20 protein-coding genes are annotated in these 20360 nt (G+C 71.6%); 3 read left to right on the top strand and 17 right to left on the bottom strand.

Going from position 1 to position 20360, the window contains the following annotated elements; all coding sequences use genetic code 11:
- Positions 1–44 precede the first annotated feature (44 nt).
- From EFK10_RS31920 to aroH, 4 genes are all read right to left on the bottom strand, one after another.
- Positions 45–746, bottom strand: a complete 702-nt coding sequence (locus EFK10_RS31920) for a lysophospholipid acyltransferase family protein (RefSeq protein WP_206305662.1) — start codon at positions 744–746, stop codon at positions 45–47.
- Positions 704–1411: a (d)CMP kinase gene (cmk, locus tag EFK10_RS31915; RefSeq protein WP_407647194.1), complete on the bottom strand. Its 708-nt coding sequence runs from the start codon at positions 1409–1411 to the stop codon at positions 704–706. Before cmk ends, EFK10_RS31920 begins: the two co-directional genes overlap by 43 nt.
- A gap of 111 nt (positions 1412–1522) precedes the next feature.
- On the bottom strand, positions 1523–2608 hold the full coding sequence (locus EFK10_RS31910; protein ID WP_127359132.1) for a prephenate dehydrogenase: 1086 nt from the start codon (positions 2606–2608) through the stop codon (positions 1523–1525).
- Positions 2605–2967, bottom strand: coding sequence for a chorismate mutase (aroH, locus tag EFK10_RS31905; RefSeq protein WP_127359131.1), 363 nt, complete (start codon positions 2965–2967; stop codon positions 2605–2607). Before aroH ends, EFK10_RS31910 begins: the two co-directional genes overlap by 4 nt.
- Positions 2968–3095: 128 nt before the next feature.
- Here aroH and EFK10_RS31900 point away from each other — a divergent pair, with 128 nt between their 5' ends.
- Together EFK10_RS31900 and EFK10_RS31895 are read left to right on the top strand one after the other, a co-directional pair.
- Complete coding sequence (locus EFK10_RS31900) at positions 3096–3458, top strand: DUF952 domain-containing protein (RefSeq protein ID WP_127359130.1); 363 nt, start codon at positions 3096–3098, stop codon at positions 3456–3458.
- A gap of 102 nt (positions 3459–3560) precedes the next feature.
- Positions 3561–4250, top strand: coding sequence for a nucleotidyltransferase domain-containing protein (locus tag EFK10_RS31895; RefSeq protein ID WP_127359129.1), 690 nt, complete (start codon positions 3561–3563; stop codon positions 4248–4250).
- Here EFK10_RS31895 and EFK10_RS31890 read toward each other — a convergent pair.
- The 11 genes from EFK10_RS31890 to EFK10_RS31840 all read right to left on the bottom strand — a co-directional run bounded on the left by EFK10_RS31890 (position 4215) and on the right by EFK10_RS31840 (position 16622).
- The gene (locus EFK10_RS31890; RefSeq protein ID WP_407647192.1) at positions 4215–4487 is read right to left on the bottom strand and encodes an ADP-ribosylglycohydrolase family protein; all 273 of its coding nucleotides are present in this window, start codon (positions 4485–4487) and stop codon (positions 4215–4217) included. The two genes, EFK10_RS31895 and EFK10_RS31890, sit on opposite strands and share 36 nt — an antisense overlap.
- On the bottom strand, positions 4484–5257 hold the full coding sequence (locus EFK10_RS31885; protein WP_127359128.1) for a nucleotidyltransferase domain-containing protein: 774 nt from the start codon (positions 5255–5257) through the stop codon (positions 4484–4486). The genes EFK10_RS31890 and EFK10_RS31885 overlap by 4 nt, the downstream gene beginning before the upstream one ends.
- A gap of 81 nt (positions 5258–5338) precedes the next feature.
- Positions 5339–6406, bottom strand: coding sequence for a pseudouridine synthase (locus EFK10_RS31880; protein ID WP_127359127.1), 1068 nt, complete (start codon positions 6404–6406; stop codon positions 5339–5341).
- Positions 6406–7047 (bottom strand): SMC-Scp complex subunit ScpB, encoded by a 642-nt coding sequence (scpB, locus tag EFK10_RS31875; RefSeq protein ID WP_127359126.1) that lies wholly within the window; start codon positions 7045–7047, stop codon positions 6406–6408. Before scpB ends, EFK10_RS31880 begins: the two co-directional genes overlap by 1 nt.
- Positions 7040–8104 carry a segregation and condensation protein A gene (locus EFK10_RS31870; RefSeq protein ID WP_127359125.1) on the bottom strand — a complete coding sequence of 355 codons (1065 nt, stop codon included), beginning with the start codon at positions 8102–8104 and terminating at the stop codon, positions 7040–7042. Before EFK10_RS31870 ends, scpB begins: the two co-directional genes overlap by 8 nt.
- Positions 8105–8151: 47 nt before the next feature.
- The gene (locus EFK10_RS31865) at positions 8152–8757 is read right to left on the bottom strand and encodes a hypothetical protein (RefSeq protein WP_127359124.1); all 606 of its coding nucleotides are present in this window, start codon (positions 8755–8757) and stop codon (positions 8152–8154) included.
- Positions 8742–9701: a ParA family protein gene (locus EFK10_RS31860; RefSeq protein WP_407647193.1), complete on the bottom strand. Its 960-nt coding sequence runs from the start codon at positions 9699–9701 to the stop codon at positions 8742–8744. Before EFK10_RS31860 ends, EFK10_RS31865 begins: the two co-directional genes overlap by 16 nt.
- A gap of 457 nt (positions 9702–10158) precedes the next feature.
- Entirely contained in the window at positions 10159–11274 is a 1116-nt protein-coding gene (gene ald, locus EFK10_RS31855) for an alanine dehydrogenase (protein ID WP_127359122.1), read from the bottom strand.
- A 187-nt stretch (positions 11275–11461) separates the two neighbouring features.
- Complete coding sequence (locus EFK10_RS31850; protein WP_322973433.1) at positions 11462–13540, bottom strand: NB-ARC domain-containing protein; 2079 nt, start codon at positions 13538–13540, stop codon at positions 11462–11464.
- Between the two features lie 721 nt (positions 13541–14261).
- Positions 14262–14888: an NUDIX domain-containing protein gene (locus EFK10_RS31845; RefSeq protein WP_206305661.1), complete on the bottom strand. Its 627-nt coding sequence runs from the start codon at positions 14886–14888 to the stop codon at positions 14262–14264.
- Between the two features lie 87 nt (positions 14889–14975).
- Complete coding sequence (locus tag EFK10_RS31840; RefSeq protein ID WP_127359120.1) at positions 14976–16622, bottom strand: CTP synthase; 1647 nt, start codon at positions 16620–16622, stop codon at positions 14976–14978.
- 438 nt (positions 16623–17060) lie between these two features.
- On the opposite strand from EFK10_RS31840, the gene EFK10_RS31835 reads away from it, so the two are divergent.
- Positions 17061–18872, top strand: coding sequence for a glycoside hydrolase family 15 protein (locus EFK10_RS31835; protein ID WP_206305660.1), 1812 nt, complete (start codon positions 17061–17063; stop codon positions 18870–18872).
- 26 nt (positions 18873–18898) lie between these two features.
- On the opposite strand, the gene EFK10_RS31830 is transcribed toward EFK10_RS31835, so the two are convergent.
- Positions 18899–20038, bottom strand: coding sequence for a glycosyltransferase family 4 protein (locus EFK10_RS31830; protein WP_127359119.1), 1140 nt, complete (start codon positions 20036–20038; stop codon positions 18899–18901).
- A 122-nt stretch (positions 20039–20160) separates the two neighbouring features.
- On the bottom strand, positions 20161–20360 hold a 200-nt coding region (locus tag EFK10_RS47930; protein WP_206305659.1), incomplete at its 5' end, for a hypothetical protein.

Raw genomic sequence — 20360 nt, 5'->3', positions numbered from 1 at the left:
CGATCGGTATCAATCGGGGCCTTCTACTCCAGCCCCAGTGTGGTTCAGGGACGCGCCGCGTGCCCCGTGGCACGCTTCGCGTACGCCAGGTGTGCCGTCAGGCGCTCCTGGATGCGCACCGTGGCGGCGTCCATCGCCGTACGGGTGCGCCGGCCGCTGCCGTCGCCGGCGTCGAAGGGGTCACCGAAGACCACGTCGATCCGGCTGCGCAGCGGCGGCAGCGCGGATATCACCCGCCCCGAGCGGGCGCTGCCCAGCACCGCCACCGGCACCACGGGCGCGCCCGAACGCACCGCGAAGTACGCCAGACCGGCCCGCAGCTCGGCGAAGTCACCGTCGCCCCGGGTGCCCTCCGGGAAGATCCCGAGGACCCCGCCACGCTCCAGGACGCCGAGCGCGGCGGTGATCGCCGTACGATCGGCGCTCTCCCGGTCGACGGCGACATGACCGACCGCCCGCAGGAACGGGTCCATCGGGCCGACGAATGCCTCCTTCTTCACCAGGAAGTGCACCGGACGCGGCGACGTACCGATGATCATCGGGCCATCCACGTTGTGCGAGTGGTTCCCGGCCAGGATGACCGGCCCCGCGGCCGGCACCCGCCACGTGCCGAGCACGCGCGGCCGCCACAGACCGTGCATCAGGCCGATCCCGATGCGGCGGCCGACCGCCGCGCCGCGTGCTGCCGGGACGGTCGTCTCCGTCACGCGGCGACCCGCTTCTCCTCGACGAGGGTGACGACGCACTCGACGACCTGCTCCAGCGTGAGCTCGCTCGTGTCGACCTCTATTGCGTCCTCCGCCTTGGCCAACGGCGAGGTCTTACGCCCCGAGTCCGCCGCGTCCCGCTCCACCAGCGCCGCTTGCGTCGCCGCCAGGTCGGCGGGGCCCTTGGCCTGCAGCTCGCCCGCGCGGCGTACCGCCCGCGCCTCGGCCGAGGCCGTCAGGAAGATCTTCACCGTCGCGTCCGGCAGCACCGTCGTACCGATGTCCCGGCCCTCCACGACGATCCCCGCCGTGGCCTTCTCCGCCGCCTCGCGCTGCAGCTCCACCAGCCGCGTCCGCACTTCCGGCACTGCGCTGACCGCGCTCACCGCCGCCGTGACCTCCTGCGTACGGATCGGTCCCGACGCGTCCACACCGTCCACCGTGATCGTCGGCGCCAGCGGGTCGCTCCCCGACTCGATCACCGGCTTCGCCGCCGCGTTCGCCACCGCGGCCTGGTCGTTCACGTCGACGCCGTTGCTCAGCATCCACCAGGTGATCGCCCGGTACTGGGCCCCGGTGTCCAGGTAGCTCAGGCCGAGTTCGGCCGCGACCGCCTTCGAAGTGCTGGACTTGCCAGTGCCCGAGGGGCCGTCGATCGCCACGATCACCGGATTCGACACAGTCGGGGGACCTTCCTTGTACACGGTGGGGGATGGCAACACGCCATCCCCCAAGGTTACCGGTCGCCCACCCACCCCCGTACCACGGACGGCCCAGCGCGGATACGAGGGTCGGGGGAACCCCCTGCAACCCCCTCAAGCGCGGATGGACCAGCCCCGCTCGCGCAGGGCCGCCGCCAGGCCGGGCGCGGCGGAGGGCTCGACCATGAGCTGGACGAGACCGGCCTGCTGGCCGGTGGAGTGCTCGATGCGGACGTCCTCGATGTTGACGCCGGCACGGCCGGCGTCGGCGAAGAGGCGCGCCAGCTCGCCCGGCTGGTCGCCGATGAGGACGGCGACGACCTCGTAGGGCTTGGGCGCGGACCCGTGCTTGCCGGGGACCTTGGCCTGGCCGGCGTTGCCACGGCGCAGTATGTCCTCGATGCCGGTCGCACCCTCCCGCCGCTTCACCTCGTCGGCGGACTGAAGCGCCCGCAGCGCCTCGACGGTCTCCGTCAGGTCCCCGGCGAGGTCGGCGAGCACATCCGCCACCGGCCCCGGATTCGCGGACAGGATGTCGATCCACATGCCGGGCTCGGACGCGGCGATCCGGGTCACGTCACGAATGCCCTGGCCGCACAGCCGCACCGCCGTCTCCTCGGCGTGCTGCAGCCGGGCCGCGACCATACTCGACACCAGGTGCGGCGTGTGGGACACGAGGGCCACCGCACGGTCGTGGGCGTCGGCGTCCATGACCACCGGCACGGCCCGGCAGAGGGCGACGAGCTCCAGGGCGAGGTTGAGGACCTCGGTGTCGGTCTCCGGGGTGGGGGTGAGCACCCAGGGCCGCCCCTCGAAGAGCTCGGCCGTGGCGGCGAGCGGGCCGGAGCGCTCGCGGCCGGACATCGGATGCGTGCCGACGTACGCCCGCATGTCGACGCCGAGGGCCTCCATGTCGCGGCGCGGGCCGCCCTTCACGCTCGCCACGTCCAGGTAGCCCCGGGCGAGCCCGCGCCGCTGCGCCTCGGCGAGCGTCGTGGCGACGTGCGCGGGCGGTACGGCGATGATCGCGAGGTCGACGGGCCCTGCCGGGGACTCGTCCGTGCCGGCGCCGAGCGCGGACGCGGTACGGGCAGCGGACGGGTCGTGGTCCTCCAGGTACACGCCCACGCCCCGCGCGGCGAGCGCGAGCGCGGCGGAGGTGCCGATGAGGCCGGTGCCGATGACGAGGGCGGTTCTCACTGGGCGATGTCCTTGCGGAGGGCGGCTGCGGCGCCGAGGTAGACGTGGGAGACCTCGCCCTTGGTCAGCCCGGTCTCGACGTGGGCGAGTATCCGTACGACCCGCGGCATCGCGCCCGCTATGTCCAGCTCCTGCGCGCAGACCAGCGGCACGTCGGTGATGCCGAGCTTACGCGCGGCCACCGCCGGGAAGTCGCTGTGCAGGTCGGGCGTGGCCGTGAAGATCACGCTGATGAGGTCGTCCACGGCGATGGCGTTGCGCTCCAGGATGACGGTGAGCAGCTCCGAGACCTGCTCGTGCATGTGCTCCGCTTCGTCCCGTTCCAGCTGGACGGCTCCGCGGACCGCTCGTACCGCCACGTCACTGCTCCTCGTTCGGCTCCGCTCGTACCTGAAAGAGGGTAGTCGCGGCGCTGCGGGCGCCGCTTCGCGGACCGCCCTGCGAGACGGGCCACATCTGCCCCCGGCGCTCCGGTACAACGGTGCGCATGATCTTCCATCTGGTGCCGCTGGACGACTGGCTGCGCGATCCGGACCGCCCCTACGCCCCGGCATCGCTCGCCGAGGACGGCTTCGTTCACTGCTCCCCCGACGAGCAGACGACCCTGGCGGTCGCCAACGCCTTCTACCGCGACATCGTCGGCCCCCTGATGGTTCTCCTCATCGACGAGCAGGCCCTCGACACCGGCGTCGTCTGGGAAGCCGCCGACCCGGCCCCGCCACCCGGAGTGCCCGAAGCCACGCGCTTCCCGCACATCTACGGCCGCATCAACCGCAGCGCCGTCGCCGGCATGATGGAGGTCCGCCGCGACGCCGACGGCAGAGCCATCGCGCTCGCCCTGTGGTCGTAGGCACGCAAAAGTCGAGCCGGGACACCGCCGCTCTGCGCCCACCATGCCCGTTACCGCAAAAGCAGGCGAGATCCCGGCCACCGACCCCTACGATCCGCCGGTATGGACGCCCACGACCTCGTACGCCACCACACCATCTACGCCTGCGTCATGGGCTCGCGCGCTTTCGGCCTGGCCACCGAGGCGAGCGACACCGACCGGCGCGGGGTCTATGTCGCGCCGACGCCGCTCTTCTGGGGCTTCGCCAAGCCCCCGTGGCACGTGGACGGTCCTGCGGAGGAGCAGTTCAGCTGGGAGCTGGAACGCTTCTGCGAGCTCGCACTGCGTGCCAACCCCAACGCTCTGGAGTGCCTGCACTCCCCGCTCGTCGAGCGGATCGACGCCACCGGCCGCGAACTCCTCACCCTCCGCGACGCCTTCCTCTCCCGCCAGGTCCACGAGACCTTCAGCCGCTACGCCGCCGCCCAGTTCAACAAGCTCCGCTCCGGCGCGCCCCGCTGGAAGCCCGCCATGCACCTCCTGCGGCTCCTCACCAGCTCACGCGACCTGCTCCGCACCGGCGAACTCCACATCGACGTCGGCGACCAGCGGGACCACCTCCTCGCCGTCAAACGCGGCGAAGTCCCGTGGTCGGAGGTCGAGGCCCGCATCATCCGCCTCAGCGACGAAGCCGACGCCGCCGCGCTGCGTACTCCGCTCGCCGCCGAGCCGGACCGGGCCCGCGTCGAGGACTTCCTGATACGTGTCCGGCGCGCCTCAGCGGCCGTCCCAGAGGGCGCCGAGCGCCAGTAGCTCTTCGCGGTACTCGATCCGCTCGGCCCATTCCTCCGGCCACGCCCCGATGCCAAGGTGCGCGCCGGCGAAGACGCCTGCCAGGCACGCGATCGAGTCCGAGTCGCCCGAGGTGCAGGCTGCGCGCCGGATGGCGGTGACCGGCTCGTCCGGGAAGAGCAGGAAGCAGAGCAGGCCGGTCGCCATGGCCTCCTCGGCGATCCAGCCGGCGCCGGTGGCCGTCACAGCGGCCTTCACGGCGCGACTCGGGTGCGTACGACGAGGTCGTGGAGCGCGTTGTAGGCCGTGGCCTCGTCGGGGAGGGGGGAGGCTTGGTGGGCGCCGTCGAGGACGGTGTGGAGGGCGTCGATGTCGGCGCGGATGAGCTTGGCGTCGAGGTCCATGGCGAGGCTGTGCTCGGCGAGGGCCTTGTCCTGGATGAGCTCGCGGAGGTACGGGGGTGCGCCGACGTGCTCGACCAGGGTGGGCAGGTGGGCTTCGACGGAGCCGGTGCGCATGAGGTGGATGCCGGTGAGGAGGACACGGAAGGTGTAGAGGAGGGGCTTGAGTTCGCGGGTCTTCTCGTAGAGCTCCCACTGGGTGCGGGCGAAGCCGCGGTAGTGCTGGGCGTGGTGGCGGGTGATGACGCCGGGGGCGAGGTCGATGAGCTGGGCGTGGACGCCGCTGGTGTGCACCACCAGCGGCGACAGCAGCTGCTCGAGGACGTAACCGTTGCGCCGGAGCATGAGGCGGGCGAACTTGAGCAGGTCGTGGGTGACGAGGTCGAGTTCGAGGCCGTCGCGGTCCCACATGCGGGTCTGGGTTTCCTCGCCCTCCCGCAGGCCGATGATGTCGGCGAGGGGGAGGAGGTGGATGCCCCGCAGGTCCACGTCCGAGTCGCGCGAGGGGAACCCGTACAGATGCGCACCGGAAACGGTGACGAACAGCATCGGGTGCCTCTGCTCGGCGAGGACCGGGCTCAGGTCGGGGAGCCCGGCCTCACGGAGGCGTTCGGGGTGGGTGTTCATGGACGCCATCTTCTCCGGAATGGTGCCCGCCGAACCATGGGATTCCCGTTAAAGATCGAACAGATTAGCTTGACGATCCACTCATAGTTCGACCTCGCGCATGAGCATCCCGACCTCGGTGTTGGTGAGGCGGCGCAGCCAGCCCGACTTCTGGTCGCCCAGCGGGATCGGGCCGAAGCTGGTGCGCACCAGCTTGTCGACCGGGAAGCCGGCCTCGGAGAGCATGCGGCGGACGATGTGCTTGCGGCCCTCGTGGAGGGTCACCTCGACGAGGTAGTTCTTGCCGGTGTTCTGCACGATCCGGAAGTGGTCGGCGCGGGCGTAGCCGTCCTCCAGCTCGATGCCGTCCTTGAGCCGCTTGCCGAGGTCGCGCGGAAGGGGGCCCTGGATCGCGGCGAGGTAGGTCTTCTTGACGCCGTAGCGGGGGTGGGTGAGGCGGTGGGCCAGCTCTCCGTGGTTGGTGAGCAGGATGATGCCCTCGGTCTCGGTGTCGAGCCTGCCGACATGGAAGAGCCGAGTCTCACGGTTGGTGACATAGTCGCCGAGGCACTGGCGGCCGTCGGGGTCCTCCATGGTGGAGACGACGCCGGCCGGCTTGTTGAGGGCGAAGAAGAGGTACGACTGCGTGGCGACGGTCAGACCGTCGACCCTGACCTCGTCCTTGTCCGTCACCCGCAGGCCCTGCTCGCTGACGATCTTGCCGTTGACCTCGACGCGGTGCTGTTCGATCAGCTCCTCGCAAGCCCGCCGTGAGCCCATACCGGCCCTGGCCAGCACCTTCTGCAGCCGCTCGCCCTCCTGCTCGGCTCCGGGGAAGGTCTTGGGCAGGTTGAGCTTCGGCTTGTCGTGGCGGGCGCGGTTGCGCTCCTCGATCTGGGCGTCCAGCTCGCGGGGGCGGGCGGGCACGGGCTTGCGGCCGCGATTGCCGGTGGGCTTGGTGCTCGGCTTGGGGCGAGCGACGCCGCCGGGCCTGTTCGCGCCCGACTGGCCGGTGTCGCCGACGTCGTAGCGGCGCTCCTCGGGCCGGGGGGTGCCCTTGCGCTTCGGCCCGTCCTTCGAGCCGCGCTTGGCGCCGCCACCGGTGCCGCCGGTGCCGCCCGCGCTGCGGGGCTTCCGGCCGTCGCCGCTGTTCCTGTCACTGCTTCGCATCAAGAATCCGTAATCGAGGTCGTGTCCGGTGCATCCGGGTCGAATGACGGAACCCCTTCGAGAGAGTCCGCCTCTACGGCGTCCACCTCCGGGAGGAAGGGCGCCAGCTCGGGCAGTTCGTCCAGGCCTCGCAGGCCCATCCGCTCCAGGAAGTAGTTCGTCGTCCTGTACAGGATCGCACCTGTCTCGGGTTCCGTCCCACCTTCCTCCACCAGACCCCGCTGCAGGAGGGTCCGCATGACCCCGTCACAGTTGACCCCGCGCACCGCTGAGACCCGCGACCGGCTCACCGGCTGGCGGTAGGAGACCACCGCGAGGGTCTCCAGCGCGGCCTGGGTGAGCCGGGCCTGCTGGCCGTCCAGGACGAACTTCTCGACGGCGGGGGCGTACGCGGGCCGGGTGTAGAACCGCCAGCCGCCGGCGACGAGCCGCAGGTCGAAGCCGCGCTTGTCCGTCGCGTACTCGTCGGCCAGCTCGCGCAGCGCGTCCGCGACGGCCCGGCGCGGCCGCTCCAGGACCTTGGCGAGGTGCTCCTCCGTGGCCGGCTCGTCGACGACCATGAGCACCGCCTCCAGGGCGGGCTTGAGGTCCAACTCGCCCACGGCGGCGGAGAGCAGCCCCGAGGGGGCGTCGTCAGTCATCGTCCTTGCCGTCCTTCGTCGCAGGCTTCACAGGCTGGTCGAACTCGTCCGTCACCAGCGGCCCCGTCTCGCTCTCGCCGCCCGTCCAGCGGACCTGGAGCGTACCCAGCGCCTCTTCCTGGTCCAGGGCCACCGCCTTCTCCCGGTACAGCTCCAGGAGGGCCAGGAAGCGCGCCACGACGGTCAGCGTGTCCGCCGCGTCGGCTGTCAGCTCCTGGAACGTCGCGTATCCGCGCTCCCGCAGCAGCGCGATCACATGCTCGCCCTGCTCCCGGACGCTCACCAGCGGCGCGTGGATGTGGTCCACGTAGACCTGCGGTTTCGGCTTCGGCTGCATCGCCTTCACCGCGAGCTGCGCGAACCGCTCCGGGCCCACGCTCAGTACGACCTCCGGCAGCAACTCGGCGTGCTGCGGCTCCAGGCCGACCGTGCGGGGGTGGTGCAGCGCCTCGGCCTCCAGGCGGTCCGCGAAGATCGCCGCGATCTGCTTGTACGCGCGGTACTGGAGGAGGCGGGCGAAGAGCAGGTCGCGCGCTTCGAGGAGGGCCAGGTCCTCCTCGTCCTCCACCTCGGCGGCGGGCAGCAGACGGGCCGCCTTCAGGTCGAGAAGGGTCGCGGCGACGACCAGGAACTCCGTGGCCTGGTCCAGGTCCCAGTCCGCGCCCATCGCGCGGATGTGCACCATGAACTCGTCGGTCACCTTGGACAGGGCGACCTCGGTCACGTCCATCTTGTGCTTCGAGATCAGCTGCAGGAGAAGGTCGAACGGCCCCTCGAAGTTCGCCAGCCGCACGGTGAACCGGCCGTTGCCCTCCTCAACGGGCTCCGGCGGCTCGGGCTCCGCTGCCGTCGGCTCCGGCTCGGCGTCGGCTTCCGCAGTCTCCGGCTCCGCTGCCGTCGGCTCCGGCTCGGCGTCGGCTTCCGCAGTCTCCGGCTCCGCTGCCGTCGGCTCCGGCTCGGCTTCCGCCGGATCGGCGGGAGCAGCCAGGGCCGCGCCCGGGCCCCCGCCGAGGGCGCGGCGGCGGGGCGGGCTGGCAGGGGCGTCGGGAGGGGGCATTGCTGTCCTGTGCTGGGCGCCGGTCGGTGAACCGGCACCGTACCGCGCTAGCGGCCCCTGAGGCGGCGTACGAGGATGCTCGCGTCGCCTCGCGACTCCAGGTCGGCGAGTACGACGGCGACGGCCTCACGGACGATCCGGCCACGGTCGACCGCGAGCCCGTGTTCGCCGCGCAGCACCAGGCGGGCGTGTTCGAGGTCCATGAGCTCCTCGGCGGAGACATAGACCGTGATCTTCTCGTCGTGGCGCTCGCGGCCGCTGGGGCGGCGGTTGGGGCGCGAGGACTTGCGGCGGGGCTGCTGCTGGGCCTGCGCGGCAGCCTGGGCGGGGTTGGGTGTCTGCGGCGTCGGGACGGGCTGCTGCGGGCGGCGGGGCGGGGCCACGACGGCCTGCTGCTCGGGCGCCGAACGGGCCGTGGCGGCGCCGTCGGTGCCCGAGTCGGCCTCGCGGCCGCTGTGCTCGGCGCGTTCGCCGGCGTTGGCGTCCTCCTCCTCACCCGCGGCGGGCGCGGGCACGGCACGAAGCCGCTCGGCCGCCTCGGGGCCGGCAGCCTCGCCGTTGGCGTGCTGCCGCGGGGTGGAGGGCTGCAGCGCCCTCCCACCGGTGGTCCGGAACAACTCGTCCGCCCCCGGGAGACTCACTCGGCGTGACACCGGGCGAGCACCTCCCTGGCGAGCTGACGATAGGCGGCGGCGCCGACCGAGTTGGAGGCGTACGTGGTGATCGGCTCACCGGCGACCGTGGTCTCCGGGAAGCGGACCGTACGTCCGATGACGGTGTGGAAGACGTGGTCGTCGAAGGCCTCGACGACCCGCGCCAGCACCTCGCGGCTGTGCACGGTGCGGGAGTCGTACATCGTGGCCAGGATGCCGTCGAGTTCGAGCTCGGGGTTGAGCCGCTCACGCACCTTCTCGATGGTCTCCGTCAGCAGCGCGACCCCGCGAAGGGCGAAGAACTCGCACTCCAGCGGGACGATCACCGAGTGGGCGGCGGTCAGCGCGTTGACGGTGAGCAGGCCCAGCGACGGCTGACAGTCGATGACGATGTAGTCGTAGTCCGCCATCAGCGGCTTCAGCGCCCGCTGCAGTGTGGACTCGCGGGCCACCTCGCTGACGAGTTGGACCTCGGCCGCCGACAAGTCGATATTGCTGGGCAGCAGGTCCATCCCCGGCACCGCGGTCTTCAGCAGCACGTCATCGGCGACCAGGCCCCGCTCCATGAGCAGGTTGTAGACCGTGATGTCGAGTTCCATCGGATTGACGCCGAGTCCGACCGAGAGCGCGCCCTGCGGGTCGAAGTCCACGAGCAGCACGCGGCGGCCGTATTCGGCCAGCGCCGCACCGAGGTTGATGGTCGAGGTGGTCTTGCCGACCCCGCCCTTCTGGTTGCACATCGCGACGATCTTGGCCGGGCCGTGGTCGGTCAGCGGTCCGGGGATCGGGAAGTACGGGAGGGGGCGGCCGGTGGGGCCTACGCGCTCGCGCCGTTGGCGGGCGGCGTCGGGGGCGAGGGTGGCCGCGTATTCGGGATCGGGTTCGTATTCCGCGTCGGGGTCGTAGAACTGACCGTCCTGCAGATCGTCCTCGTATGGGGCCATGGCTTGTGGCGCTTGCGTCTCCGGGTTGGTGCCGGGCCGGCGGGCTTCGAATGTGCGTACGGCGACGGAGCCCACTGCTTCAAGCCGTGTGGGACCTTCGACAGATACGGTCATTCCTGGTTGACCACCCCCGGGAGCAAATGTCGACTCGTTCACAAGTCGTCTTACCTCCTTGGTGACCAGGAAACTTCTAGACACGTCAGCGTTGGAGCATGCCGACGGTTGGCGACTCTATGGCGTGTCGGTGGTTCACAGCAACACAATCCGCCGGACAAGGCCCGATGTGTCGGCAACCGAACACCCCTCTGTCAAGGGCGTAACGAGCTCATCGCCGATGTTTCAGCGGGGTACGAAACGGCAAAACAGTAATGTTCTACACCTACGGCCGGGTCTTGACGCTCAAGACCCGGCCGTAGGTATCGAATTGGCGACATGTTGACGCCAGGGGCGAACTCGCTCAGGCGAGCAGCGACGCGATGTCGACCGCCTCGAGGCCGTGCGCCTCGGCCACGGGACCGTAAACGACCTGACCCTCATGGGTGTTGAGGCCCATGGCGAGGGCCGCGTCACGGCGCAGCGCGTCGCGCCAGCCGCGGTTGGCCACCTCGACGATGTACGGGAGCGTGGCATTGGTCAGCGCGTGGGTCGAGGTGTTGGGCACCGCGCCGGGCATGTTGGCGACGCAGTAGAAGACCGAGTTGTGGACCTCGAAGGTCGGCTCGGTGTGCGTGGTCGGGTGGGAGTCCTCGAAGCAGCCGCCCTGGTCGATCGCAATGTCGACAAGGACGGAACCCGGCTTCATACGGGAGACCAGCTCGTTCGTGACCAGCTTCGGGGCCTTGGCACCCGGGATCAGCACCGCGCCGACGACGAGGTCGGCGTCGAGGACGGCCTTCTCCAGCTCGAAGGCGTTGGAGACGATGGTGGTGACCTTCGTGCCGAAGACCTTGTCCGCCTCGCGCAGCTTGTTGATGTCGCGGTCGAGCAGCGTGACGTGGAAGCCCATGCCGACGGCGATCTGCGCGGCGTTCCAGCCGGAGACACCGCCGCCGATGACGGCGGCCTTGGACGGGGCCACGCCCGGGACGCCGCCGGGGAGCACGCCGCGACCGCCGGCCGAGCGCATCAGGTGGTAGGCGCCGACCTGCGGGGCGAGCCGGCCGGCCACCTCGGACATCGGGGCGAGCAGCGGCAGCGCGCGGTTGGCGAGCTCGACGGTCTCGTACGCGATGGCGGTGGTGCCGGACTCCAGCAGCGCGTCGGTGCACTCGCGGGAGGCGGCGAGGTGCAGGTACGTGAAGAGCGTCAGGTCCTTGCGGAGCCGGTGGTACTCCTCGGCGACCGGCTCCTTGACCTTCAGCACCAGGTCGGCGGTGGCCCACACCTCGTCGGCGGTGCCGAGGATGGTCGCGCCGGCTCCGGTGTACTCCCCGTCCGGGATGGAGGAGCCGAGGCCCGCCCCCTGCTCCACGAAGACCTGGTGGCCGTTGCGGACGAGCTCGTGCACGCCGGCGGGGGTGATGGCCACGCGGAACTCGTTGTTCTTGACCTCGCGGGGGATGCCGACCTTCACGTGGATCACAGTCCTTGACTCAGGGGATGACTGGCATGTTTCCGGACATCCCAGCAGATAGGTGGGTAAGCCGGACCTGACCGCGATGTACCGCGGCGAGACCAAGTGTAGTGAAGGGAGACTTCCTGTCCAGCCTTACAAAGTGACCAATTTTCGCGAAGGGGTTAGCACTTTCGTAGGTGACGGCTCAAAGGGCCTGATCGCCGGGCACTTCGTCGGCCGGCAGGAGCCGCCGGGCGGCCGCCCTCTGCAGCCGGGCGCCCGCCGGGTCGCCGAGCCGCTCCAGGGTGTCCGCCATGCGCAGCAGCACCGCGCCCTCCAGCCGCTTCTCCCCCGCCTCCCGCGCCCAGTACAGGGCGTCCCGGCAGGTCCGCAGAGCCTCCTCCGGGTGACCGGCGTACTCCTGCACCCGGGCCACCTCGCTCGTCGCCCGGGCCTGGGCGGGCAGATCCCTGAGCCGGCGGTGGGCAGCCACCGCGGCCTTCCACTCGCGCAGCGCGGGACCGTACCGCCCGGCGTAGGTGTGCAGCGCGCCGAGCCGGCTGTGCAGCCGCGCCTGGTGTACGAGCTCGCCCCGGGTCTGCCGCAGGGCCAGCGCCCTGCCGTACCAGTCCGAGGCCCGCTGCGGGTCGTCCAGCTCCAGATACGTCCCGGCGATCGCCTCCAGGGCCCGGCCCTCCGCGTCCCCGTCGAAGCCCTCGCGGGCGGCGACCAGCGCGGCCCGGTAGCGGTCCAGGGCGTCCAGCGGGCGGGCGCCCTCCGCGTCCAGGTCGCCGAGGTTGATCAGCGCGGCCGCCTTCTCGCGGTGCAGGCCGCGCCGCCCGGCCACGTCCAGGACCAGGGTGTGCAGCTGATAGCGCTCGGCCGTGGTGTCCCGGACCTCCGGGTCGGCGGCCAGCGCCCGTACGAGACCGGCCACCAGCCGTCGGGCCAGCGTGTCCAGCTCGCCGTCCGCCACCGCGGTCCGTACGGCCGCGAGCAGCACCGGCAGCCGGGCCCGCAGCCAGGTGCCGGCGGCGGCCTGGGAGGGGAAACGCAGGGCGGGCGGGATCTCCTCGGTGGCGGTGGCGGTTCCGGTGACGGTTCCGGTGACGGAGGCCAGGGCGACCCGGCAGGCCTGGAGCAGCCGTACGGTCCGCTCCAGCATCCGGGCCCGGGCGAGCCGCAGCTCGCCGGGGCGGTCCAGGGTCTCCAGCAGCGCACCCAGCATGGGCGCAAGGCAGCCCGGCACCCGGTGGAACGTGGGCCCCCCCTCCAGCAGCCCGCAGCCGGTCAGGTCCTCCAGGGTCGCCTGCGCCGCGCCCACCGAGCAGCCGGCGAGCGCCGACGCGATCTGGGCGTCCACCAGTCCGGCCGGGGCCAGCGCCAGCAGCCGCAGCATCCGCGCCACCGGCTGCGCGAGCGCGCCGTACACCAGCCGGAAGGCGCGGGCCAGCGGATCCGGCGACTCCTCGGGCACGGCGCGCAGCAGCCGCGTCGCGTCCGTGACCGACAGCCTCGGCTGCGCGGCCAGCCAGGCCGCGATCAGCCGCAGTGCGGCGGGGTGGCCGCCGCACTCCTGGGCCAGCACCTCGGCGGCGCGTGGGTCATTGGTGATCCGTACCGGGCCGATCGCCTGCGCCAGCAGATCCAGCGCGGCCGGCCCGTCCAGGCCGCCCAGCGTGCACGGCCGCACATCCGGCACCCCGGGAAGCGGTCCGTCCGACGTCGCCACCACCAGGCTTCCGGTGCCCTCGGGCAACAGGTCCAGCAGCTGCTGCGGCTCCGCCACGTCGTCCAGGACCAGGACGGCCCGGCGCCCTGCGAAAGCCGCCCGCGCGGCGGCCCGCGCGTCGTCCCGCGCCTCCACGCCGACCGCCCGCAGCAGTGCCCTGGCGGCCTGCTCGGAGTTGGCGCCGTTGCCCAGGCGGACGAAATACTGGCCCCCCGGGTACCGGTCCGCCACCTCCCGCGCCAGCCGCACCGCCAGCGCCGTCCGCCCCGACCCCGGCCGTCCCGCCACCAGCAGCACCCTGCTGCCCGCCGTTGCCTGCCCCCGCAGCACGTCCAGGCCCGGCCGGTCGATGTCCGCCCTCAGCCCGTCGAGCTCCCGGCGGCGCCCCACGAAGTACGGCGGATCCTGCGGCAGCGCGGCTTCGCCTGCGGCGGCCGTGGGCTGCGGGGTTGCCGTTGGCTCTGGCCTCGGCTCTGTGCTGGGCCCGGCCGCCTCCCGCGGCTCACCAGGTGCCGCCACCGCCGCATCGGCGTCCAGCACATGATCCGCCACGGGCCCACTCCCGTTCTGCTGCGCACGACCCCGCCGCCCCTGCGTACGAGGAACGCCCCGAGCCTAATTCACGCCCCCCGCCCCCTTCCGGCCACCGACGCGCCCGATCCGGCTGAATATCACCCCATCGGATCAACGGACCAGCCTATTTTCATCGCGTCGGTCGCCACGGCGGCGGTTCCTCCCCCACCCCGCCCCTCCCCGAAACCGTGCTCCGCCCCAGACCCTCCCCCGGCCTTCGGCCGGGTGGGGGTCCCCCCGGCCGAAGGCTGGGGGAGTGCCCCCCAGTCCTCAAACGCCGGACTGGCTGAATTGGCCCTCCGGGCCGCCTCCGGGTTGTGAGAGAACGTTCCGCTGGGGTCCCCCCGGACGAAGTCTTGGGGAGGAACGGGCTGACACAACCCGGCCACGGACCCGCGCCGAACAGCGCACGCGTCCCCGGCCCGGCGGAGGGGGGCACTCCCCCAGCCTTCGGCCGGGGGACCCCCACCCAGCCGCCAGGCTGGGGGAGAGTCCGGCGCAACGACTCGAAGCCCGCAAGGCCCCCAGGGGCCGAGCGGTGCGAGAGACGCGGAACAAGAGGGGCACCCGGCCACGGACCCGCGCCGAACAGCGCACGCGTCCGTGGGGTCCAGGGGCAGCGCCCCTGGTTTCGTGAAGGGGCGGGGTGGGGGAACGAGCACCCGGCCACCGGCCCGCACCCGAAGGGCCCCCCAACCACCTACGCCCGGAAGGGCCTCGCCGGCCACGGCGCGTCCGCAGGACGCAGCGACTCCACGCCACCCTCCAACGCAAGCGCGGCCTGCAGCGAGAGAGCCCCCACGACCAGGCAGTTGTTGTGCAACTCCCCCGCAAGCGCGCCACGCACAAGCTCGGCGAGCGGGACGCGGGCGTACTCCAGGTCGGCTTCTTCCTCGGAGACCTCGAAGCGTTCGCCCTCGACGTCGGAGATGCCCTGGGCGAGGAAGATGCGGACGGCTTCGTCGCAGCCGCCGGGGGTGGTGTAGACGTCGACGAGGACGCGCCAGTCCTCGGCCTTGACGTGGGCTTCCTCGTAGAGCTCACGCTGGGCGGCGCTCAGCGGATTCTCGCCGGGGACGTCGAGCAGGCCGGCCGGGATCTCCCAGAGCTTCATGCGCACCGGGTGCCGGTATTGGCGGAGCACCAGCACGCGCCCGTCCTCGTCGAGGGCGAGCACGGCCACGGAGCCGGGGTGGACCTGGTAGTCGCGGCGGACCACGGAGCCGTCGGGCATGACGACATCATCCGTACGGACGCTGGTCTTGTTGCCGACGAACGGGGTGGCGGTCGCGGTGACCTGCCATTCCTCGGGGATGTCGTGGATCATGATGCCCTCCGTGAACGTACGTACGGAACGAGAAACGGTGCCGGTGCGCGACCCCCGCCGGGAGGGCCCGCACCGGCACCGTATCGATCATGCCTGCTGGCGCTTGACCGCGGCCGCGACGAGGCCCGCGAAGAGCGGATGCGGGCGGGTCGGGCGGGACTTCAGCTCGGGGTGCGCCTGGGTCGCGACCAGGTACGGGTGCACCTCGCGCGGATACTCGACGTACTCGACGAGCTTGTTGTCGGGCGAGGTGCCCGAGAAGAGGAGGCCCGCCTTCTGCTCCAGCTCGCTGCGGTAGGCGTTGTTGACCTCGTACCGGTGGCGGTGGCGCTCCTCGACGTACGGCTGGTCTCCGTAGACCTCGCGCACGATGGATCCCTGGGCGAGCTTCGCCGGATAGGTGCCGAGCCGCATGGTGCCGCCCAGGTCGCCCTGACCGGCGACGATGTCGAGCTGCTCGGCCATGGTGGAGATCACGGGGTGGGCGGTCGCGGGGTCGAACTCGGTCGAGTTCGCGTCGGCGATGCCGGCCAGGGAGCGCGCGGCCTCGATGACGACACACTGCAGGCCCAGACACAGACCCAGCAGCGGGATCTTGTTCTCGCGGGCGTACGTGACGGCCGCGACCTTGCCCTCGATGCCACGGTCGCCGAAGCCGCCGGGCACGCAGACCGCGTCGACGTCGCCGAGGAGGCGGGCGGCGCCGGCCGGGGTCCGGCAGTCGTCGGAGGTGACCCACTTGATCTTGACGCGGGCCTTGTTGGCGAAACCGCCGGCGCGCAGCGCCTCGGTCACCGACAGGTAGGCGTCCGGCAGGTCGATGTACTTGCCGACCAGGGCGACCGTGACCTCGTGGTCGGGCTGGTGGACGCGGCCGAGCAGGTCGTCCCACTGGGTCCAGTCCACATCGCGGAACGGCAGGTTCAGGCGCCGGACGACGTACGCGTCCAGGCCCTCGGTATGCAGCACCTTGGGGATGTCGTAGATCGACTTGGCGTCGATGGCGGCGACCACCGCCTCCTCGTCCACGTCGCACATCAGCGAGATCTTGCGCTTGATGGAGGTCGGCACCTCGCGGTCGGCACGCAGCACGATCGCGTCGGGCTGGATACCGATGCTGCGCAGCGCGGAGACCGAGTGCTGGGTGGGCTTGGTCTTCAGCTCGCCCGAGGGGCCGATGTACGGCAGCAGCGAGATGTGCACGACGAAGACGTTGTCACGGCCGACCTCGTGCCGGACCTGGCGTACGGACTCCAGGAAGGGCAGCGATTCGATGTCGCCGACAGTGCCGCCGACCTCGGTGATGACCACGTCCACGTCGCCGGCCGCCATGCGCCGGATGCGGGACTTGATCTCGTTGGTGATGTGCGGAATGACCTGCACGGTGTCGCCCAGGTATTCGCCGCGCCGCTCCTTGGCGATCACCGTCGAGTAGACCTGGCCGGTGGTGACGTTCGCAGAGCCGTCCAAGTCAACGTCAAGGAAGCGCTCGTAGTGTCCGATGTCCAGATCAGTCTCGGCGCCGTCGTCGGTGACGAAGACCTCACCGTGCTGGAAGGGGTTCATGGTGCCCGGGTCCACGTTGAGGTACGGGTCGAGCTTCTGCATGGTGACGCGCAGGCCACGGGCCTTGAGCAGAGCCCCCAGGCTGGAGGCGGTCAGCCCCTTGCCGAGCGAGGAGGCGACACCCCCGGTGACGAAGATGTGCTTGGTCGTCGTGGATTTCGGCGGCATGGCCAAGAGGGGGCTCCCGTGGTCGCGAGGTGAGGGTCGGGGCGGCACCATGGTTTCAGGGGAGGCGCCACCGCGGCGGTTCAGTGGTTCGGCCCACCGGCCCACGGGCTACCAGGGTATCAGCGACCGCGGACCCCCGCGTCCGGCACCTCCTCCCGACGCCCGGAGGAAACCGTCAGTAAATTTTGCCGCTACCGGGAAGCGGAATTTTGCGGCTACCAGGAGACTCGTACGACAAAATGCACCCGACCGGCCCAGCGGCTTCGGTCGTCGCTTCCACACCCCCCGCATCCACGTCGTATCCTGCTCGGAACATCGATTCGATGCGAGTCGGCCGGCACGGCACCACCCCGCCCGCTCCCGGACAAGAGCTCATCGAAATCCCCAGACCGCTTGATCGCCCTCAGGGGCGACGCCGTCGTTCGACTGGAGATACACGTGGCCGGGCGTATCGAGGATTACGCACTCATCGGAGATATGCAGACCGCCGCCTTGGTCTGCCGGGACGGCACGGTCGATTGGCTGTGCCTGCCGCGCTTCGACTCACCCGCGGTTTTCGCCGGCCTGCTCGGCACCGAAGACCACGGATTCTGGCGGCTTGGCCCCGCCCATGCCCCCGGCACCGAGCCGCCCGCCGCGGTCCGGCGTCGCTACCGGGGGGATTCGCTGGTGCTCGAATCCGAGTGGGACACCCCGCGCGGGACCGTCCGCATCATCGACTTCATGCCCCCGCGTGACGGAGCGCCCCAGCTCATCCGCATCGTCGAGGGCGTCAGCGGCCGGGTCCCGATGCACTCCGCGCTGCGGATGCGCTTCTCGTACGGCCAGGTCACGCCCTGGGTGCACAAGGTCGGCGACCGCACGGTGGCCGTCGCCGGGCCGGACTCGGTCTGGCTGGACACCGAGTGCGACACGTACGGCAAGGACCTGACGACGTACTCGGACTTCACGGTGGCCCCGGGCGACCGCATCGCCTTCACCATCAGCTGGGAGCCGTCGCACAAGCAGCCCCCGGCGCTCCCCGAGCCCGAGAACGGACTGGAGAGCACCGAGACCTTCTGGCGCGAGTGGGTCGAGCAGTGCACTTACCACGGCCCCTACCGGGACGCGGTGGTCCGCTCGCTCATCACCCTCAAGGCCCTTACGTACGGCCCCACGGGTGGCATCGTCGCCGCCCCGACCACCTCCCTGCCGGAGGACATCGGGGGCGTACGCAACTGGGACTACCGCTTCACCTGGCTGCGGGACGCCGCCATCACCCTGTCCTCGCTCCTGCGCACCGGCTACCGGGACGAGGCGCGGGCGTGGCGCGAGTGGCTGCTCCGGGCGGTCGCAGGCGACCCGGAGAACCTGCAGATCATGTACGGCATCGCCGGTGAGCGCGAGCTGGGCGAGACCGAGCTCGACTGGCTGCCCGGCTACGAGGGCTCCACTCCGGTCCGGGTCGGCAACGGCGCGGCGCACCAGCTCCAGCTCGACGTCTACGGCGAGGTCACCGAGGCCCTGCACCTGGCCCACATGACCGGCCTGGCCCGCAACGACTACGCGAGCCTGCTCCAGCTCAAGCTAATCCGCTACCTGGAGCAGCACTGGGACGAGCCCGACGAGGGCATCTGGGAGGTCCGCGGCCCGCGCCGGCACTTCGTCCACTCCAAGGTCATGGCCTGGGTCGCCGTCGACCGCACGGTCAAGCTGATCGAATCGGGCGAGGCCGACGGGCCCCTGGACCGCTGGCGTGAGCTGCGGGACGAGATCCACTGGGACGTCTGCGAGAAGGGTTACGACAAGGAGCGCAACACCTTCACCCAGTCGTACGGCTCCCGCGAACTGGACGCCTCGCTGCTCCTCATCCCCCAGGTCGGCTTCCTCCCGCCCGACGACAAGCGCGTCATCGGCACCATCGAGGCCATCCAGCGCGAGCTGTCGACGGAGGACGGCTTCGTGCTGCGCTACCCGACCGACGGCGGTGGCGAAGGCGGCGAGAACCTCGACGGTCTGCCGGGCGACGAGGGTGCCTTCCTCGCGTGCTCCTTCTGGCTCGCGGACGACCTGGCGATGATCGGGCGGGTCGACGAGGCTCGCCGGCTCTTCGAGAAGCTCCTGTCCCTGCGCAATGACCTGGGTCTGCTGGCCGAGGAATGGGACCCGCGTCTGCAGCGGCAGGTCGGCAACTTCCCGCAGGCCTTCAGCCACGTGCCGCTCATCGACACCGCGCTGCGGCTGACGGCTAGCGGGGCGTACGGCGGTTGATCAGGGGCTGATCGGTGGCGGGCCGCTCAGCGGTGGTCCGCCGCCAACTCGTCGTAGATGCTGAGCACCTGGGCGACCGTGTCGTCCTCGGTCGGCCAGGTGGCCGCCTGGGCCCGCCCAGCTGCGGCGAGTTCGGCGCGCCGGGCCGGGTCGGCGAGCAGCCGGGTGACCGCTTCGGCCAGCGCCCCGGCATCGCCGTACGGAACCAACTCCCCTGCTTCGCCGATCAGTTCGGGCGTCCCGCCGACCGCCGTGGCCACCAGTGGCACCCCGGCGTGCAGGGCCTCCTGGGCGATCAGCGCCCGGGCCTCCCAACGGCTGGGCAGCACCACGGCGTCGGCCGCCGCCAGCAGTTCGGGGATGTCGTCGCGCCGGCCCAGCAGCCGCACCGGCAGCCGGTCGGCGTCGATCCGCCGTTGCAGTGCCGCCCGCTGCAAGCCCTCGCCGGCGACGACCAGCAGAGGGCGCGGCTCCAGGGCGCGCCAGGCGCGGGCGGCCTCCAACAGCGTGTCGTACCCCTTGTGCGGCTCGAGCCGGCCCACCGCCAGCAGCAACGGCCGGTCCACGGCGCCGAATTCGGCCCGGGTCTTCTGCCGGCGCAGCTCAGTGTCCACCGCCGGCTCCGGTGGCAGCGGCGCCCGTGCAGGAGCCGGTACGGCGACAGGCGCGAGCCGTGCGTCGCGGGCGCCCACAAGCCGTGCCCGGTCGACCAGATCGGAGGAGGCTCCCAGCACCACGTCGGCCGCGCGCGAGACACGCCGTTCCAGCAGCGCGAGCAGCCGCGCCCGGGCGCCGTCCGCGAGCACGGCGCTGTGCCAGGTCACGACCAGCGGCGTAGAGCAGCCGCCCAGTGCCAGCGAGGCCAGCAGACCTGCCCGGAGCCCGTGCGCGTGGACGACGTCCGCACCGGCGCAGGCCGCCCGCAGGGCCGTCACCACCGCCGCGTCGGCCCTGGTCGCCCGCCGGGCGATCTCCACCGGCGCGAACCGCGCGCCCACCCCCGCGAATCCGTAGTCCCCATTCGCCGCCGACGGGCCGCACACCGTCACCGTGACGCCGCGCGCGACCAGGCCACGGGCCAGCGAGGACACATGCGCACCCGCCGTCTCACCCAGCACGTGGACGGCGTGCAGCTGTCCACGCAACGGGGTCGGTGTGCTGCTCACTCGGGGTCGGGCTCCTGACTCGGCGTCGTACGGCGGGCGTTGTCTCGGACTTCAAGGATGCCAGGCCGCCACGGCATCCCGGCAACGACTGCGGTGCCTCACGCGGTCGCGCGTACGCGGGATCACCCGTACGAGTCACGCCGACCGTAGGCGTCGACGCTCCTTACACCGGGCACGCCCCACAGCGCCTGGCTGTAGCTCACCGTGTCGCCCACCGCCGCGAGCGCCACCAGCGCCACCAGCGCCGCCGCACGCACCGCCAGCCCGGCCCGGCCGTCCGCCGCCGCGACCGCCGCCACCCCGAGGGCTGCGCCCAGCGCGT

The organism is Streptomyces soli (genome assembly GCF_003999195.1).
Taxonomy (GTDB): domain Bacteria; phylum Actinomycetota; class Actinomycetes; order Streptomycetales; family Streptomycetaceae; genus Actinacidiphila; species Actinacidiphila soli.
This window is presented reverse-complemented; position numbering and strand designations above follow the sequence as displayed.